15 protein-coding genes are annotated in these 17903 nt (G+C 38.0%); 9 read left to right on the top strand and 6 right to left on the bottom strand.

What is annotated here, in order from left to right; translation table 11 throughout:
• Positions 1-561, bottom strand: coding sequence for an L-threonylcarbamoyladenylate synthase type 1 TsaC (tsaC, locus tag DES39_RS06225; RefSeq protein WP_121144930.1), 561 nt, complete (start codon positions 559-561; stop codon positions 1-3).
• Between the two features lie 55 nt (positions 562-616).
• The gene (gene dprA, locus DES39_RS06220) at positions 617-1684 is read right to left on the bottom strand and encodes a DNA-processing protein DprA (protein ID WP_121144929.1); all 1068 of its coding nucleotides are present in this window, start codon (positions 1682-1684) and stop codon (positions 617-619) included.
• 109 nt (positions 1685-1793) lie between these two features.
• On the opposite strand from dprA, the gene def reads away from it, so the two are divergent.
• Positions 1794-2303, top strand: coding sequence for a peptide deformylase (gene def / locus DES39_RS06215; protein WP_121144928.1), 510 nt, complete (start codon positions 1794-1796; stop codon positions 2301-2303).
• A 56-nt stretch (positions 2304-2359) separates the two neighbouring features.
• On the opposite strand, the gene DES39_RS06210 is transcribed toward def, so the two are convergent.
• A complete protein-coding gene (locus tag DES39_RS06210; protein ID WP_121144927.1) occupies positions 2360-2707 on the bottom strand; it encodes a winged helix-turn-helix transcriptional regulator in 348 nt (115 codons plus the stop codon).
• A 100-nt stretch (positions 2708-2807) separates the two neighbouring features.
• Here DES39_RS06210 and DES39_RS06205 point away from each other — a divergent pair, with 100 nt between their 5' ends.
• Positions 2808-3899 carry an NADH:flavin oxidoreductase/NADH oxidase gene (locus tag DES39_RS06205; protein WP_121144926.1) on the top strand — a complete coding sequence of 364 codons (1092 nt, stop codon included), beginning with the start codon at positions 2808-2810 and terminating at the stop codon, positions 3897-3899.
• A gap of 73 nt (positions 3900-3972) precedes the next feature.
• Here DES39_RS06205 and DES39_RS06200 read toward each other — a convergent pair whose 3' ends face one another.
• Both DES39_RS06200 and satP read right to left on the bottom strand, forming a co-directional pair.
• A complete protein-coding gene (locus DES39_RS06200) occupies positions 3973-5442 on the bottom strand; it encodes a hypothetical protein (RefSeq protein WP_121144925.1) in 1470 nt (489 codons plus the stop codon).
• 168 nt (positions 5443-5610) lie between these two features.
• A complete protein-coding gene (gene satP, locus DES39_RS06195) occupies positions 5611-6180 on the bottom strand; it encodes an acetate uptake transporter (RefSeq protein WP_121144924.1) in 570 nt (189 codons plus the stop codon).
• A 237-nt stretch (positions 6181-6417) separates the two neighbouring features.
• Here satP and dnaK point away from each other — a divergent pair, with 237 nt between their 5' ends.
• The 5 genes from dnaK to treC all read left to right on the top strand — a co-directional run bounded on the left by dnaK (position 6418) and on the right by treC (position 14259).
• Positions 6418-8331 carry a molecular chaperone DnaK gene (dnaK, locus tag DES39_RS06190; RefSeq protein WP_121144923.1) on the top strand — a complete coding sequence of 638 codons (1914 nt, stop codon included), beginning with the start codon at positions 6418-6420 and terminating at the stop codon, positions 8329-8331.
• 224 nt (positions 8332-8555) lie between these two features.
• Positions 8556-9692 (top strand): molecular chaperone DnaJ, encoded by a 1137-nt coding sequence (gene dnaJ, locus DES39_RS06185; protein WP_121144922.1) that lies wholly within the window; start codon positions 8556-8558, stop codon positions 9690-9692.
• A gap of 265 nt (positions 9693-9957) precedes the next feature.
• On the top strand, positions 9958-10923 hold the full coding sequence (gene treR / locus DES39_RS06180; RefSeq protein WP_121144921.1) for a trehalose operon repressor TreR: 966 nt from the start codon (positions 9958-9960) through the stop codon (positions 10921-10923).
• Positions 10924-11139: 216 nt separating this feature from the next.
• On the top strand, positions 11140-12567 hold the full coding sequence (gene treB, locus DES39_RS06175; protein ID WP_121144920.1) for a PTS trehalose transporter subunit IIBC: 1428 nt from the start codon (positions 11140-11142) through the stop codon (positions 12565-12567).
• A gap of 18 nt (positions 12568-12585) precedes the next feature.
• Positions 12586-14259 (top strand): alpha,alpha-phosphotrehalase, encoded by a 1674-nt coding sequence (treC, locus tag DES39_RS06170; RefSeq protein WP_121144919.1) that lies wholly within the window; start codon positions 12586-12588, stop codon positions 14257-14259.
• An 86-nt stretch (positions 14260-14345) separates the two neighbouring features.
• Here the strand turns inward: treC and grcA are convergent, their stop codons facing one another.
• The gene (gene grcA / locus DES39_RS06165; RefSeq protein WP_121144918.1) at positions 14346-14729 is read right to left on the bottom strand and encodes an autonomous glycyl radical cofactor GrcA; all 384 of its coding nucleotides are present in this window, start codon (positions 14727-14729) and stop codon (positions 14346-14348) included.
• Positions 14730-14970: 241 nt separating this feature from the next.
• On the opposite strand from grcA, the gene ung reads away from it, so the two are divergent.
• Together ung and edd are read left to right on the top strand one after the other, a co-directional pair.
• Positions 14971-15657: a uracil-DNA glycosylase gene (gene ung / locus DES39_RS06160; RefSeq protein WP_121144917.1), complete on the top strand. Its 687-nt coding sequence runs from the start codon at positions 14971-14973 to the stop codon at positions 15655-15657.
• A 424-nt stretch (positions 15658-16081) separates the two neighbouring features.
• Positions 16082-17887, top strand: a complete 1806-nt coding sequence (edd, locus tag DES39_RS06155; protein WP_121144916.1) for a phosphogluconate dehydratase — start codon at positions 16082-16084, stop codon at positions 17885-17887.
• Positions 17888-17903 lie beyond the last annotated feature (16 nt).

Genomic DNA, 17903 nt, shown 5'->3' with positions numbered 1-17903 from the left:
CTATCCTTGCCTAATGATTTGCCCGGTTTGAATATCGCGAATTTCTGATGGTTTGGTTCTTGTACCTATTTCACCGTGTAAAGCAGGGAATGCTTTACCAAACTGTTGTTCAATTTCAACAATACTACGGCAAGGTTCTTGACCTGATTGATTAGCACTTGTTGAGACTAGTGGCTTACCAAATAATTGGCACATTTCTCTGACTAACGGGTGAGCGGTGACACGGACTGCTATTGAATCAAATTCGCCGGTTAAAAAGTATGGCGTTGTTTTATGCTTAGGAACAACCCAAGTCACCGGCCCTGGCCAGGAGTTAAACATTAACGTTTTCTGCTCTTGAGTTAAAGCTGATTGATCAATGTAAGGAATCAATTGATTGAAGTCACTTGCGATTAATATTAAGCCTTTTTCGATAGGACGATTTTTTAACGCTAAAATGGTTAAAACCGCATTCTTACAATCAGGATCACAGCCTAAACCAAAAACTGCTTCTGTTGGGTAGGCAAGCACGTTACCGGCAATGAGTTGCTCATAAGATTGTGTTAATGAAAGTGTTGTCATAGTTGCTTACAATTCAATTTTTACTGAGCAATATATTAACAGTTTTATAGCTATATTAAATAGCTTTATCGCGAACATAGCCGCCATTTATCGTCCTAATCGCACCTTCTAATTCTAGCTCCATAAGCTTTATTGCAACGTCTGTTGCCGATTGACCTATTTTATCGACAATCATATCAGCAGAGATGGGTTGGTGATTAATAAGTGCAAAAATTTCGGGATGAATCATCGGTAGTAATAGGGATTGATCGTCTGTGTGTGGTTTTATCCACGATAAACTACTTGCATAGTGTTCTAAAATATCAATCGGCTTAGTCACTAAATAAGCACCTTGTTTAATGAGCCAATGTGTCCCATCGTAATTTTCATTACTAATATCACCCGGTAAAGCAAATACGTCACGGTTTTGTTCAAGTGCATAGCGAGCTGTGATTAATGAGCCACTTTTTTGTGAGGCTTCGACAACAAATGTGCCTAAACTTAGTCCACTAATAATGCGATTTCGACGAGGAAAGTATTTTGGATGAGCGATGATTTGCGGCAAAAACTCAGAGATAATACAGCCTCCGCTTGCTAAGATATTCTGCGCTAGATGATAATTCGTTTTTGGCGTGATATTAAGTAAGCCACTGCCTAAAACCGCAATGGTTTTTCCTGATACATCTAATGCACCGCGGTGGCAAATCGCATCGATACCGAGTGCTAAACCGCTAGTAATGGTTAATCCATTAATGGCAAGTTCACTGGCAAAGTAACGTGCCCACTGCGCACCGTACTCACTAAAAATACGACTGCCAACCATGGCAATTTGCGTTGTAGATAACAGTTCTCTATCACCTATTCCAAACAATAATAGCGGTGGGCTGCTAATTTGCTTTAATAAATCAGGATAGCGTGGCTCATCGTAGCTGATTAAAAAATGGTTATCTTGGTGTATCCAATCGAGGGTTTTTTGAATATCTAGTTGATAAAATTGCCTGATTTGCGCACTATCCCATTTTAGCTGATGTAATAACAGCCCATCATCGATATCGTTTTGTATCTGGCGAAGGTATTGTCTAATTTTGGCTGGTTTTTTTTGGTTTACCATTGAAAAGCGAATTAAAAATTCATATTTATTCATAGACTCACTATTTTATTAATAGGGATTTAGCTCTACCCATAAGCATAATTAGTGTTTAGAATGTAGAGTAGAAGATAAAAAGGTTATTGAGAGGAATATCGAACAATTTATGGCTATTTTACCAGTATTACGTTTTCCCGATGAAAGATTACGCAAAATTGCGAAACCTGTTGAGAAAATCACAGCAGAAACACAACAAATTATTGATGACATGATTGAAACAATGTACGCAGAAGAAGGGATTGGCCTTGCTGCTACCCAAGTTGATGTTCATGAACGTATTATTGTTATCGATGTGTCTGAAAATCATGATCAGGTGTATGTGATTATTAACCCTGAAGTAATTAATCAAGACGGCGAAACCGGTATTGAGGAAGGTTGTTTATCTGTGCCCGATAGCCGAGGGTTTGTCTCTCGCGCAGAAAAGATAAAAATTAAAGCATTGAACCGTCACGGTGAGCCTTATGACATTGATGCAGATGGCTTATTGGCAATTTGTATTCAACATGAGATGGATCATTTGATGGGGAAATTATTTGTCGATTATCTTTCACCATTAAAGCGTCAGCGTATTGAACAAAAAATGAAAAAAATCAATCGCCTTGAAGCAAAACAATAAGTCTACTTGCCCGTTATTTTATCCATGATCATTGATTCTAAAAAAAGTGAAAAGAATTAATGATCATGCTCAATTCCCCACTGACAAATATCGCTAATAAGCTGTTTTAAACTTTTTCCTTTAGCTGTTAATGAATATTCGACTTTTGGTGGAATTTGCGGAAATTCTTTACGATTAATAATACCGTCTTGTTCTAACTCTTTTAATTGTGCACTGAGCATTTTATGGGTAATACCCGTAATGCTACGTTTTATTTCACCATAACGGGCAATATCACAACAAATCAGCAGGTAAATTATTTTCATTTTCCATTTACCGGCAATAATCGAGAGGGTATATTCAAATGGTTTTTTATCTATTATTTGTATCGTTGGTTTTTTCAAATCACTCTCCTTTTGGTGCATATCATACTAAAAAGTGCATTCTTTCTAAAAATAATAAAAAGATTATAATAAAATTATTGCCACTTATTCAATATTTTCCTAATTCAAACAGGAGCGCAAGATGAGTAAACTCTTTAGTCCGATTAAAATCGGTTCACAATCTTTTGATAATCGAATTGTTATTCCGCCAATGTGTCAGTATTCAGCAAAAAATGGTTTAGCGGGTGATTGGCACTTAATGCATTATGGGGCACTTTCCCACTCAGGTGCTGCTTTAATGGTTTTAGAAGCCACCGCTGTTTGCCCTGAAGGGCGTCTGTCCCCTTTTGATTTAGGTTTATGGGGTGATGAACAACAGCAAGCAATGAAAGTGCTTATTTCATCAATCCGTCAGTATTCATCCATGCCAATTGCCGTGCAGCTCGTTCATGCCGGTCGTAAAGCATCGATGCCGGCACCATGGCAAGAAGAGAAATATGTGCCAGTTTCACAGGGCGGTTGGCAAACGGTTGCGCCTTCAGCGCTTGCATTTAATGTCAATTATAATACTCCGCTTGAATTAACGACGGCACAAGTTAAAGATTTAGTTAAGCAATTTGCTGATGCGGCTGTTCGAGCTGATAAAGCAGGTATCGACGTGATTGAAATTCATGCTGCCCACGGTTATTTAATTCATCAATTTTTATCACCGTTATCTAATTCGCGTACCGATCAATATGGCGGTAGTGCTGAAAATCGGATGCGATTTGCAATTGAAATCTTTGAGGCGATTCGCGCCGTATTCCCTAAACATAAAGGGGTTGGTATACGCATTTCAGCAACCGATTGGGTGGATGGTGGCTGGAATTTAGCTGAATCAATTTTGTTAGCCAAAAAATTAGATCAATTAGGTTGTAGCTATATTCACGTTTCTACGGGTGGGATTGATATTCAGCAGCAAATTCCGGTTGGGCCTAATTATCAAGTTCCATTTGCACAAGCGATTAAACAGCAAGTGGGTATGCCCGTTATTGCTGTTGGCTTAATTACCGATGCGATTCAAGCTGAAGCAATTGTTTCAACTGGGCAAGCCGATATGGTTGCCATTGGGCGAGATATGTTATTTAATCCACATTGGCCATGGCAAGCGGCTAAAGAGCTGGGAGCAAAAGTGATTGTACCACCACAGTATGGCCGCAGTGCGCCACATGGTGCAAAAAATTTATTTAAATAAATGGTATAAAAAAAGCCCTAATATTAGGGCTTTTTTACTAGGATATAATACGATATTTTCAATAAAAAATTAATTAATAAATCGTCTCTTTGCAGGCAAATACATTGGCACGTTCTTGCCAACCACCAAGACCATTTGTCAATGCTACGACATATTGTGCGTTGATCCCTGTTTTAATTTCTGATCGTGCAGGTCCAACCCAGAATGTCGACGTTTCATAAATTACGCCATCTTTAGATGATACAGCTTTTTTAGAATAAAAATCACTGTTTGGATAGTTATTATAAAGATTTCCCCATACCCCCATAAATGTTTTATCTAGTGTACGTGTAAATCTTCCCTCTGCGCTAGTCGTCACCGAACCATCTGCTTGTAGCGGAACATTAGTAATATCTTGCATTGAATAAAAATAAGTTAATGACTGGGCATAGGTCATTGTGGCTGTGTCTGGATTACCAGCACAAACATTAGCTGCTGGATAAATTGCTTGTGAATTTGGGTCAACAGCTCCGGTAAAATAGAATTTAGGGCTTTGATAAGTCATCCATTTATTTGGTCTTTTCAATGTATAATTATCAACTACCTGATAAATACCGGATTGAATTTCATAAGCTAATTCAATTGTTATGTCACTGGTGGGTCTGGTACTCGTATATTCAATATAACAATTTTGCCCAGATGAACCTGATACAGTTGATAATTTAAGGCTATCTGTTGCACCACTTACAATTGAACATTTATATTTACTTTGATCTTGACCTGAACCAAGAATATAAAACCCAGCCCCTTTAAATGCTGTACCTGGAAACTCTTTATTAGTGGCTAAAAAACCATTATCAGGATCAAATACAGTACTATTATAGCCACCACCTAGTCCACTTTGAGCAGGAAAAGTCGTGAGATCCAATGGTTGTAAATAACAAATCCCCATACCAGCTTGTTTAAAAGTATATGTGACTTCCTTTGTACCATAATCCGTTAATCTTGGATCGCCATATTGTGTTTTTGCGGCTGTATCGGTTACTGATACTGTAAGGGTATATGGTCCACTACACTTGGTGGGTTGGCTATCTAGTGTAGTAATCACTTCACCATTATTTTTCCATACCGCTTTAATTGTTCCACTAATATCACCACCCGTATCGCCATTATTATCATAAGATTTATAGTAATTTATTAGCGATGAGAAATTGCGATCTGTATTATCGGCAACAATCGCTTTCGTCATTATATCGTTAAATGTTTTATCTGCTGGAAAATCAATTGATCTACCTGCAGCACTCGGTAATACAGTCGATGAACCACTACTATTAGGTACGTTAATTATTAATAACTCATCTAATGTCGAAATAATATTGTCTTCTTGAATATCCCATATATAGGGGGATTGACCTTGAATTGTTATTGCTGTTTTTGCTGTAATAGCGACTGCATTTATCGGTAATACTGCAGTAACTATTAGGAAGGGCGATATTGCTAAAGGTAATTTTTTGTTTATTTTACGGTAATAGCTTAAAAGTAGATGTTGTTCCTTATTTTCCATTATTTTATCTCATTATTTTTATAAATTTTATTCAATTGGACATCATCAATTGTAAATATAAAAATAAATTATTCAATAAAAAACATTTTGGGATTATATACTAAATAGATTAACTAATTTGAAATGCTAAGGAAATCAAGTACTCCTTAGCATAATTTTTCAAATTAGTTATTTTTTAGGTGCACCAATAGGTAAAATTGTGCGGCCATATTGTTCGTTCAATAATTCAGCCATTGCTAAGTAGATTGCACTTGCTCCACAGATAATACCTTCAAAACCAGCGATTTGAATAAGTCCTGGCATATTGCAAATATTACCAATTGCTAATAATGCAAATAGAATAGTTAAACTACCAAAAACAAATTGAATCCCTTTATTTGCTTTTAATGTACCAATAAACATAAAGGCAGTAAAAATACCCCATAATGCTAAAAAGATACCCACAAATGTTTTATCAGTTGCAGCTGTTGCTGCTGAAGTTGGTAAATACCAGATACCAACTAAGGCAATCCAGAAGAATCCATAAGAAGTAAATGCAGTTGTACCAAATGTGTTACCTTTTCGAAATTCTAATATACCCGCAATAACTTGCGCTATTCCGCCGTAAAAAATCCCCATAGAGACAATTGCAGTTACAGCAGGGAAAAATCCTGCATTATGAATATTTAATAACACTGTTGTCATACCAAAGCCCATAAGTCCTAAAGGACCTGGGTTGGCAAGTTTAATATTTTCCATTGAAATCCTACTTACAAAAATAAAATTGATTGTTTTTAAGCGCAGCAATGATAAGGGTAGATAGATAAGCAATCAAGAGTGAATGAAAAAAAATTTCATTTTTACCCTTGATATTATTCATAACAGACCCATCTAAGTGAAAACAGAATATTTTCTTGTTAATTTAGGGACTTGAAAAAAAAGATTTCAGACCTATATACAAAAAATAAAATACAGATTTTTTAGGAGAAGATTATTATGGGTAAAATTATTGGTATTGATTTAGGTACAACAAATTCATGTGTTGCTGTAATGGATAATGGTCAAGCAAAAGTATTAGAAAATGCTGAGGGTGATAGAACAACCCCATCGATTATTGCTTATACTCAAGATGGTGAAATTTTAGTTGGACAACCAGCAAAACGTCAGGCTGTGACTAACCCACAAAATACACTTTTTGCAATTAAACGTTTAATTGGTCGTCGTTATGACGATGCTGAAGTACAACGTGATGTTGGCATTATGCCATATAAAATTGTCAAAGCAGATAATGGCGATGCTTGGGTTGATATTAAAGGCCAAAAAATTGCTGCACCACAGATTTCAGCTGAAGTATTGAAAAAAATGAAAAAAACCGCTGAAGATTATCTTGGTGAAACAGTAACTGAAGCAGTAATAACAGTGCCTGCTTATTTTAATGATGCTCAGCGCCAAGCAACAAAAGATGCGGGTCGTATTGCCGGACTTGATGTTAAACGTATTATTAACGAACCAACTGCTGCGGCACTTGCTTATGGTTTAGATAAAGATGTTGGTAATCGTACAATTGCAGTTTATGACTTAGGTGGTGGTACATTTGATATCTCGATCATTGAAATTGATGATGTTGATGGTGAAAAAACATTTGAAGTGTTAGCAACGAATGGTGATACCCATTTAGGTGGCGAAGACTTTGATTCTCGTTTAATTAACTATTTAGTTGAAGAGTTTAAACGTGAACAGAATTTTGACTTGAAAAATGATCCACTTGCAATGCAACGTTTGAAAGAAGCAGCAGAAAAAGCGAAAATTGAGCTTTCATCAGCGCAACAAACTGATATTAACTTACCTTATATCACTGCTGATGCAACAGGTCCAAAACATTTAAATATTAAAGTAACGCGTGCAAAATTAGAATCGTTAGTTGAAGATTTAGTTAAACGTTCTATGGAACCAGTTAAAACTGCATTAAAAGATGCTGGACTTTCCGTTTCTGAAATTCAAGACGTTATCTTGGTTGGTGGTCAAACACGTATGCCAATGGTACAAAAAGTGGTTGCAGAGTTCTTTGGTAAAGAACCGCGTAAAGATGTTAACCCTGATGAAGCTGTTGCTGTAGGTGCGGCTGTTCAAGGTGGTGTTTTAGGGGGTGATGTTAAAGATGTATTGTTACTAGACGTAACGCCATTATCATTAGGTATTGAAACAATGGGCGGCGTGATGACGCCATTAATTGAGAAAAATACGACTATCCCAACTAAACATAGTCAAGTATTCTCAACTGCTGAAGATAATCAATCAGCCGTAACTATTCACGTGTTACAAGGTGAGCGTAAACGTGCAGGTGATAATAAATCATTAGGTCAATTTAACCTTGATGGTATTCAAGCTGCGCCACGTGGTATGGCACAAATTGAAGTTACTTTTGATATTGATGCTGATGGTATTTTACATGTATCTGCGAAAGATAAAAATACTGGGCGTGAGCAAAATATTACGATTAAAGCATCATCAGGTTTAAGTGAAGAAGATATCCAAAAAATGGTTCGTGATGCCGAGCTTAATGCAGAGTCTGATCGTAAATTCGAAGAGCTAGCACAAATTCGTAATCAGGCCGATCATTTAGTTCACTCAACGCGTAAACAAGTATCAGAAGCAGGTGATCAGTTATCTGACGATGATAAGAAAGCGATTGATGATGCAGCAAATGCGTTAGAAGTCTCGGCTCGAGGCGAAGATAAAGCGGATATTGAAGCAAAAATTCAAGCATTGATGGAAGCATCTAAAAAACTACTTGAAATTGCACAGCAACAAGCGGGTGCACAGCAAGCTGATAATGCAGGTAATAGCAATGCAAAATCAGAAGATGATGTTGTTGATGCTGACTTTAAAGAAGTTGATGATAACAAATAACAATGACTGATGTTATTATCCAGAAGTTATCTCAGATAGCTTGATGAAGTAAGTGCGAAACGGGCGAGAGGTAACTCAAGCCCGTTTAATTGTTTTTTATAAATGGATAAAAATACGTTAATTCAATGACAGGTAAGATAGTTGTCATACTATATCAGCCTTTTTATTCACGTAAATGTCATCATTAATGGCAAATTGAATTAAAACGAGAAGGTAAATAATTAATGGCAAAGAAAGATTATTATGAGGTTTTAGGCGTCAGTAAAAGTGCTGATGAGCGTGAGATTAAAAAAGCTTATAAACGCCTTGCCATGAAATATCATCCAGATAAGAATCAGGATAATAAAACGGAATCGGAAGCCAAGTTTAAAGAAGTTAAAGAAGCTTATGAAATTTTAACCGATCCACAAAAGAAAGCGGCTTATGATCAGTATGGGCATGCTGCATTTGAACAAGGTGGTCAAGGTGGTTTTGGTGGCGGTTTTGGCGGTGGTGCTGATTTTGGTGATGCATTTGGTGATATTTTTAGCGAGTTTTTTGGCGGTGGTGGTGGTCGCTCTCGTGGGCAAGCTGCATCAAGAGGTAATGACCTACAATACAATATCACGCTTAATTTAGAAGAAGCGGCAACAGGCGTAACGAAAGAAATAAAAGTGCCATCTGCGGTTGAATGTGATGTGTGTCATGGTAAAGGTGCTGAAAATTCTGCTGATATTAAAACATGTGACACGTGTCATGGCAGTGGTATTGTTCAAATGCGTCAAGGATTTTTTGCGGTGCAGCAAGAGTGTCCGACTTGTCATGGACTTGGTAAGATTATCAAAAACCCATGTAAAAAATGTCATGGTGATGGTCGGGTACAAAAAAATAAAACATTGTCAGTGACTATTCCTGCGGGGATTGATACGGGTAATCGTATTCGACTATCAGGTGAAGGTGAAGCAGGTAAAAATGGTGCGCCAGCAGGCGATTTGTATGTTCAAGTACAAGTAAGACAACATGCAATATTTGAGCGTGATGGCATTAATTTACATTGCGAGATCCCAATTAATATTGTTCTTGCCGCGTTAGGTGGCGATGTTCAGGTTCCGACACTCAATGGCAAAGTGAGTTTAACAATTCCAGCTGAAACGCAAACTGGCAAAGTGTTTAGGCTCAAAGGTAAAGGCATTAAGTCATTAAGAGGCAGCACAGTTGGCGATCTCTATTGCCATACAGTTGTTGAAACGCCAGTGAATTTAACTAATAAACAAAAAGAGTTGTTAAAAGAGTTAGGCGAAAGTTTAGCGGGTGATAAGAGTGCTAAACACAGTCCAAAAGAGAAAAATTTTTTTGATAAAGTGAAAAAGTTTTTTGGCTAACGAAATCACGCAATTTTCAGAATCATTATCCCTTTTATTTGCATTCGGTTTTTTATGTGAATATGAGGGATAATTTATTTTTCATAAATTGTTCACCAATTAATATAATTAGTCCTTTTAACTAACACACAACTTATTCTTAGACTGTTAAACGGGTAACAATAGTAAATTAAACGTTATTGTATTTAATCTTATTAATCAGTGCTAAATTATATAATATCATTTGTATTATTCGTTACATAAATGGATAAATGTGAGTTAAGTTATGATCAAATCACAAAATTTAACGATTAAAGATATTGCTAAATTAAGCCGCGTAAGTAAATCAACCGTATCACGTGTGATTAATGGTGATAGTCATGTTAAGGCAAAAACCCGTGAAATCGTCGAAAAAGTGATTGCAGAGTATCAGTTTTCGCCATCTAAATCAGCACGAGCAATGCGTGGCTATAGTAATAAAGTGATTGGTATTATTGTCTCTCGATTAGACTCTTCTGCTGAAAATGAAGCGATAAGAGCGATGCTGCCACTATTTTATCAGCAAGGTTACGATGCTATTATTTTGGAAAGCCAGTTTGATTGCAATAAAGTTATTGAGCACTTAGCGATGTTATCACAGCGTCAAGTTGACGGATTAGTGATGTTTGCTTTCAGTGGCCTTGATGCGCAATTGCTAACGCCTTGGCGCAACCGCTCGGTTGTGATGGCAAGACCTTTTGTTGGTTATACGTCAATTTGTTATGATGATCATCACGCAGTAATGCAATTGATGGCACATTTTTATCAGCAAAAGCAACACCAACGAATTGGCTATATTGGCGTTGAAACGGATGATCATACCACCGGTCAGCTACGTTATGATGCTTACTTAGAATTTTGTCAGCAATATCAATTAACGGTTTGTGCACAACTGGGTAGACTTGATTATCAGACGGGTTATCAACTGGCACCGGATGTTTTGCAGCATAAGCCTACCGCGATTATTTGTGCCACTGATACTATCGCTTTGGGATTGAATAAATACTTACATGAACATAAGTTAGACCAAATTGACGTTGGCAGTGTTGGTAATAGTAAACTGTTACAATTTTTGTTTCCGAAAACATGTTGTGTCGATTTAGGCTTTTGTGATGCCGGTATTTTAGCAACTCAAGCGCTATTGTCAGCCCTCTCTGAGCCAATCCAGGCCCAAATCACCATCGTGCCGTCTCGATTAGCAAGTACGATATAATTTTTCTCAGATTATTGAATCTTTATCTCTAATGTTACCGATGTCTTAAGCGATGCATTCTTACGATGCTCGTCTTATTTTTATTCGGTTATTTGTGATATTGATCTCAACACGGGAACGTTCCCATTTTTAAGTATTATCTTTTGTTATATGCTATTTAATAACACGAAATCGTGCTATTAAACGATGCCTTACTATGACAATAGAGGACTTGATATGGCTAAAAAATCTCACGTTAATCCCCAAATGCTTCAAAGTTTGATTGAATTAATCGGTGGGAAGGAAAATGTGGCAAGTGTGACACACTGCCTTACTCGTTTGCGTTTTGCTTTGGTTCAGCCTGACAATGCTGATGTTGAGCGGCTAAAAAAACTCCCTTTTGTCAAAGGGTGCTTTAATAATAGCGGTCAATTTCAAGTGATTATTGGCATGGATGTTGGCGAGTATTATCAAGAACTGATCAAACAGCTTCATATGAGTGAATCAAGCAAAGAAGAGACAAAAATTGCAGCGAAAAAGAATATGGCTTGGTATGAGCAATTGATTGCAAATTTAGCTGAGATTTTTGTGCCGCTCTTACCTGCTTTAATTGCAGGGGGATTATTACTTGGGCTGCGTAATATTATTGGTGAAATGCCAACAGTTGGCGGCCTACCTTTAACCGCAACTTATCATTGGTTACAACCAATTTATGACATGCTTTGGTTGCCGTGTGAAGCAATTTTCCATTTTCTACCGGTTGCGATTTGTTGGTCAACCGTGAAAAAAATGGGGGGATCACCCGTATTAGGTATTGTCCTTGGTATTACACTGGTTTCACCACAGTTAATGAATGCTTATGAGATTGGCAGTAAAATTCCGCAAGTATGGGATTTTGGTTTATTTACTATTGAAAAAGTCGGTTATCAAGCACAAGTTATTCCCTCTATTCTTGCCGGTGTTGCATTAGGTTGGCTAGAAACACGTTTACGCCGTATCATTCCTGATTACTTGCATTTGGTGATTGTGCCAATTGTTGCGCTATTGGTTTCAGTTTTCCTTGCGCATGCACTTCTTGGGCCGTTGGGGCGTTTATTGGGCGAAGGGATGGCTTATTGCGTCAAATTCTTAATGACGGGCGATTTTGCCATGATCGGTGCGGCGATATTTGGTTTTTTATATGCGCCTTTGGTCATTACTGGTATTCATCACACCACGCTGGCGATCGATTTGCAAATGACCAATAGCATGGGCGGAACGCCGATTTGGCCAATTATTGCTTTGTCTAATATTGCCCAAGCGTCTGCCGTGGTTGGTATTATTTTAGTCAGTCGTAAATATAATGAACGCGAAATTTCGGTTCCGGCAGCGATTGCTGGCTATTTAGGCGTGACTGAACCGGCTATGTACGGGATTAATCTGCGTTATAAGTTCCCGATGCTATGTGCCATGATTGGTGCTGCGCTTGCTGGGTTAATTTGCGGTTTATTTGGCGTATTATCCAATGGTATTGGTGTTGGTGGCCTGCCTGGTATTTTGTCAATTCAGCCGACTTACTGGTTAATTTATTTATTTGCTATGCTAGTGGCCATTGTCGTACCTATTCTTTTGACCGTAATTTTTTATAAAGTGAAACAGAAAAATGGCACGTTAATTCAGGATTAAGAAGGATATTAAGTGAAAATGAAACAAAATAATCAGACTGATTGGTGGAAAGATGGTGTCATTTATCAAATCTATCCTAAAAGTTTTCAAGCTATAAATGGTCAAGCAATCGGTTGTTTGACCGGCATCATTCATCGATTAGATTACTTACAGCAACTAGGCATTAATGCCATTTGGCTCACGCCGATTTATCCGTCACCACAAGTTGATAATGGCTATGATGTGGCCAATTATTGTGATATTCATCCCGACTATGGCTCCATGGCTGATTTTGAATTACTCGTTGCGCAAGCCCATCAACGTAATATTCGCATTATGATGGATATGGTTTTTAATCATACATCAACCGAGCATCCTTGGTTTAAAGCTGCTTTAGATCAGCATAGTCCTTATCGTGCTTTTTATATTTGGCGAGATGCTTCACCCGCTGGCAAAGCACCCAATAATTGGCAGTCAAAATTTGGTGGTAATGCCTGGCAATGGCATGCAGATAGTCAACAGTACTATTTACATTTATTTGCCAAGGAGCAAGCGGACTTAAATTGGGAAAATCCACAAGTACGGCAAGAATTAAAACGTGTTTGTCAATTTTGGGTGGATAAAGGCGTTGATGCACTGCGATTAGATGTGGTTAATTTAGTCTCAAAGCAGCAAGATTTTCCCAATGATGAGGATGGCGATGGTCGCCGTTTTTATACCGATGGTCCGCGAGTTCATGCGTTTTTACAAGAGATGAGCCGAGACGTGTTTTTGCCCTATCAGCTTATCACTGTTGGTGAAATGTCATCGACATCTTTGGCCCATTGCCAGCGTTATGCAAGCTTAGATGGTAATGAGTTGACGATGACATTCAATTTTCATCACTTAAAGGTTGATTACCCTAATGGCGAAAAATGGGCATTAGCAAAACCGGATTTTATCCAACTAAAAGCGTTATTTAATGAGTGGCAAAGGGGAATGTTTAATCGTGCATGGAATGCCTTATTTTGGTGTAACCATGATCAACCCCGTATTGTGTCACGTTTTGGTGATGAGCATCAATATCGCGTATTGTCGGCAAAAATGTTGGCAATGGTTTTATATGGTATGCAAGGTACGCCTTATGTGTATCAAGGTGAAGAAATTGGTATGACTAATCCGCATTTTACCGATATTAACCAGTATCGTGATGTTGAAAGTTTAAATCGCTATCAAGAGATGCTGACTCAGGGCTTAGCTCATGATGAGATTATGGCTATTTTAGCCAGTAAATCTCGAGATAATAGTCGTACACCAATGCAATGGGATGCATCGCCGCATGCCGGTTTCACCGATGGTACGCCATGGATTGGCGTTGCTGATAACTATCATACCATTAATGTGAAAGCGGCTCTGGCTGATCCGAATTCGATTTTTTACTGCTATCAAAAGCTGATTGCACTACGTAAGCAAGAAGCCGTTTTTGTTGAGGGTAGTTATCATGACTTAGCGCCAGATTCGCCATCATTATGGGCTTATGCTCGTCAGTTAGCAGATAACACTTTGTTAGTGTTTGCTAATTTAACCGCTGAGCCTATTTGTTGGCAAAATAGGTTAAGTGAGCTTGGTAAAGATTGGCATATGCTGATGAATAATTATAATGAACCATTTATTTTGACCAACAATTTGACGCTTAAGCCTTATCAGGCGGTGTATTTACTGGCGGTAAAATAGCGAGTTGATATTAGAAATAGACGTTTGATTAGAGCGAGATAAAAAATAACCCAGCTCAAGCTGGGTTATTAAACCAAAATAGGTTATTACATATTCGTTGTGAATGTACGAGTAATTACATCACGTTGTTGTTCAGGTGTTAATGAGTTAAAACGCACAGCATAACCAGACACACGAATCGTTAATTGTGGGTAGTTTTCTGGGTGTTTAACGGCATCTTCTAATGTTTCACGACGTAATACGTTAACATTTAAGTGTTGGCCACCTTCAACTTTAACGGTTGGAGCAACATCTAATGGAATTTCACGGTATTCGAATTGACCTAGATCTTTAGTCGAAACGATTTGGTTTTCTTCGTATACTGATTTTGCTGCAACACAACGAGCTTCGTTTGTTGAGTCATCTAATAACCAAAAAGAATTTAAAAGCGCGCTGTTGTCTGCTTTAGTAATTTGGATACCTGTAATCATTTTTTAATCCTCCTAAATGGGTTTAATTACCCTAATAAAACTAATGGTATTGTAGCACCTTTAAAATTTGATTTAAATCAAAAAGTGCTATTGATCTAATAATTTTTTCCTTTTTTTATGCTATTAATTTATACAATATGGCCCTTATTCTGCCATCATTGCTATGTTTATTATGGTTTTTCGGTATACTGATAAGTAAAAATGCATAGTATAAATTATCATAATAAAATGTAGGTAGCTTATGACTAAAAAATTAACTTGGCATGATGTTGTCGGTACTGAAAAACAAAAAGATTATTTTAAGTATATTTTGCAGTATGTTGATAATGAACGTAAAAATGGCAAAATTATCTATCCTCCACAACGTGATGTCTTTAATGCGTTTCGTTTCACCGCTTTTGCGGATATTAAGGTGGTGATTTTAGGTCAAGATCCTTATCATGGTCCCAATCAAGCACATGGTCTCTCTTTTTCGGTGTTGCCTGGTATTAAAACCCCGCCTTCTTTACTCAATATGTATAAAGAGTTAGCAACAGATATTGCTGGTTTTGAGATACCAAAACACGGCTATCTAGGCCATTGGGCAAATCAGGGGGTATTAATGCTCAATAATGTGCTAACCGTTGAGGCAGGCCAAGCTCATTCGCATGCGAAAATTGGCTGGGAAACATTTACTGATCATGTTATTGCTGCAGTTAACCAGCATTTAACGGGAGTGGTATTTTTATTATGGGGATCGCCAGCTCAGAAAAAAGGTCAGTTTATTGATAGGCAAAAACATCATGTTTTAACCGCGGTTCACCCATCGCCATTATCAGCCCATCGAGGCTTTTTTGGTTGTAAGCATTTCTCAAAAGCGAATGAATTGATCACACAGCAAGGTAAAACTCCGATTGACTGGATACCTCAATTACCTGATGCGTATTGATAGATTTTTATTTAGCTAATAGAAAATATCTATTGATATAGGCACCAAACTGACGACATTGAGCGTTAATCTTGCTTAATAATTATCTCATTATCTTAACTTAGTGTAGCTTACTGAATTTCTGGGTTTTGCTACTTTTAGCCAACATTATCCATACCTATAAAATATGATATTCGTCACAAATTTTACTTTTTTAAGTTGAATTGCATGACTATAATATATAATGTTACCCGTAACATGACAATAAAATAACAATCAACTGCGTGGAAACAAAGCAAAACCCGTATTTAAGGTAGCCACTAAAGAAAAGTGATAGTGACTACTGAACAGATCTTCGCACAATCTGTGCGAGCCAATACAGTGAGTGGCAAGAAGCAAAAGGAATATTGAATTTTAAATTAGAACAGTGTGAAAGAGGTGATAAATGAACAAGGTTATTCTAGCGGTTACCCAGCGAATTATAGAACGATCTAAACCCACAAGAACGGCGTACTTACGCAAAATTGAACATGCTATGTCGAAAAAAGTAACGCGAGCGAGCCTACCTTGCAGTAATTTAGCTCATGGTTTCGCGGCATGTTGCAGTGCTGATAAAAGTGATCTAAAAAATATCCTAAAAAGCAATATTGGTATTATCAGTTCTTATAATGACATGTTATCTGCCCATCGACCTTATGAATACTATCCAGAACAAATCAAAAAAGTATTACGGGAAAATAGTGCGGTTGGTCAAATGGCTGGTGGTGTTCCGGCAATGTGCGATGGGGTGACACAAGGCGAACCGGGCATGGAAATTTCATTAATGAGCCGAGATATTATTGCGATGTCAGTTGCTGTTGCCCTGTCGCATAATATGTTTGATGGTGCATTATATTTAGGAATTTGTGACAAAATTGTACCAGGCTTATTTATTGGTGCCATGGCGTTTGGTCATTTACCGGCTATTTTTATTCCAGCAGGGCCGATGCCATCAGGCTTGCCAAATAAAGAAAAGGTGAAAATTCGTCAGCTTTACTCTGAAGGGAAGGCAACGCATGAAGACCTACTCGAATCTGAGTCAGCATCATACCATACTAGCGGAACTTGTACGTTTTATGGTACGGCCAATAGTAACCAAATGGTTATCGAATTGATGGGCCTACATCTGCCTGGTGCGGCATTTGTTCAACCAGAAACGGCATTACGTTTTGAGCTAACTAATGCTGCCGCTAAGCAGATTACGCGTTTAACCGAACAATCAGGTCATTTTATGCCAGTTGGTAAAATGGTTGATGAACGGGTCATTGTGAACGGCTTGGTAGCATTATTGGCAACCGGCGGTTCAACCAATTTAACTATGCATTTAGTCGCAATGGCTAAAGCGGCAGGCATTATTATTAATTGGGATGATATTTCTGATTTATCTGAAGTAGTGCCACAACTTTGTAAAATTTATCCGAATGGCCCGGCTGATATCAATTACTTCCAAGCTGCTGGCGGTACGTCAGTGTTAGTGCGTGAACTGCTTAAAGGCGGTTTATTGCATGAAGATGTGGAAACGGTTGTTGGTCGTGGCTTAAGCCGTTATACCAAAGAGCCTATTTTAGAAAATGGCCAATTAATCTACCGTGAAGGGCCGCTTAAATCATTAGATGAAAGCGTGATTGCATCAATTGAAAAACCGTTTAATTCCCATGGTGGTTTAAAAGTGATGTCGGGGAATCTAGGCCGTGCAGTTATGAAAACGTCAGCGATAGAAGCTGATCATCAAGTGATCGAAGCTCCAGCGGTGGTGTTTAATAGCCAATATGATCTTGATGCAGATTTTAAAGCCGGTAAATTAGATAAAAACTGTGTGGTTGTGGTTCGTTTTCAGGGACCTAACGCGATTGGTATGCCCGAGCTACATAAACTCATCACCCCACTTGGTGTGTTACAAGATCGAGGTTATAAAGTCGCTTTATTAACCGATGGCCGTCTGTCTGGCGCATCAGGTAAAGTGCCCGCGGCAATACATGTTACGCCAGAAGCGTATATGGGCGGTTTGCTTAATAAAGTACACAATGGCGATATGATCCGCGTTAATGGTAAAACCGGTGAAATGACGTTATTAGTTGATGAAAAAGAATTGGTAGTGAGAAAACCGGTAGAATGTGACTTAACCGAGTCTCATTATGGTTTTGGCCGAGAGTTATTTGCAGTTGTGCGACAAAATCTCTCTTCAGCAGAAGAAGGCGCAGTGTGTTTTTAATATGATCAGAAGCACT

Source organism: Orbus hercynius, assembly GCF_003634275.1.
Lineage (GTDB): Bacteria > Pseudomonadota > Gammaproteobacteria > Enterobacterales > Orbaceae > Orbus > Orbus hercynius.
The sequence above is the reverse complement of the archived record's forward strand: the minus strand, read 5'-3'. Positions and strand labels throughout refer to the sequence as shown.

Excerpts from the sequence above, each read along its gene's own strand:
- tsaC (WP_121144930.1), bottom strand. The coding sequence starts at position 561 with ATGACAACACTTTCATTAACACAATCTTATGAGCAACTCATTGCCGGT.
- dprA (WP_121144929.1), bottom strand. The coding sequence starts at position 1,684 with ATGAATAAATATGAATTTTTAATTCGCTTTTCAATGGTAAACCAAAAA.
- def (WP_121144928.1), top strand. The coding sequence starts at position 1,794 with ATGGCTATTTTACCAGTATTACGTTTTCCCGATGAAAGATTACGCAAA.
- DES39_RS06210 (WP_121144927.1), bottom strand. The coding sequence starts at position 2,707 with ATGCACCAAAAGGAGAGTGATTTGAAAAAACCAACGATACAAATAATA.
- DES39_RS06205 (WP_121144926.1), top strand. The coding sequence starts at position 2,808 with ATGAGTAAACTCTTTAGTCCGATTAAAATCGGTTCACAATCTTTTGAT.
- DES39_RS06200 (WP_121144925.1), bottom strand. The coding sequence starts at position 5,442 with ATGGAAAATAAGGAACAACATCTACTTTTAAGCTATTACCGTAAAATA.
- satP (WP_121144924.1), bottom strand. The coding sequence starts at position 6,180 with ATGGAAAATATTAAACTTGCCAACCCAGGTCCTTTAGGACTTATGGGC.
- dnaK (WP_121144923.1), top strand. The coding sequence starts at position 6,418 with ATGGGTAAAATTATTGGTATTGATTTAGGTACAACAAATTCATGTGTT.
- dnaJ (WP_121144922.1), top strand. The coding sequence starts at position 8,556 with ATGGCAAAGAAAGATTATTATGAGGTTTTAGGCGTCAGTAAAAGTGCT.
- treR (WP_121144921.1), top strand. The coding sequence starts at position 9,958 with ATGATCAAATCACAAAATTTAACGATTAAAGATATTGCTAAATTAAGC.
- treB (WP_121144920.1), top strand. The coding sequence starts at position 11,140 with ATGGCTAAAAAATCTCACGTTAATCCCCAAATGCTTCAAAGTTTGATT.
- treC (WP_121144919.1), top strand. The coding sequence starts at position 12,586 with ATGAAACAAAATAATCAGACTGATTGGTGGAAAGATGGTGTCATTTAT.
- grcA (WP_121144918.1), bottom strand. The coding sequence starts at position 14,729 with ATGATTACAGGTATCCAAATTACTAAAGCAGACAACAGCGCGCTTTTA.
- ung (WP_121144917.1), top strand. The coding sequence starts at position 14,971 with ATGACTAAAAAATTAACTTGGCATGATGTTGTCGGTACTGAAAAACAA.
- edd (WP_121144916.1), top strand. The coding sequence starts at position 16,082 with ATGAACAAGGTTATTCTAGCGGTTACCCAGCGAATTATAGAACGATCT.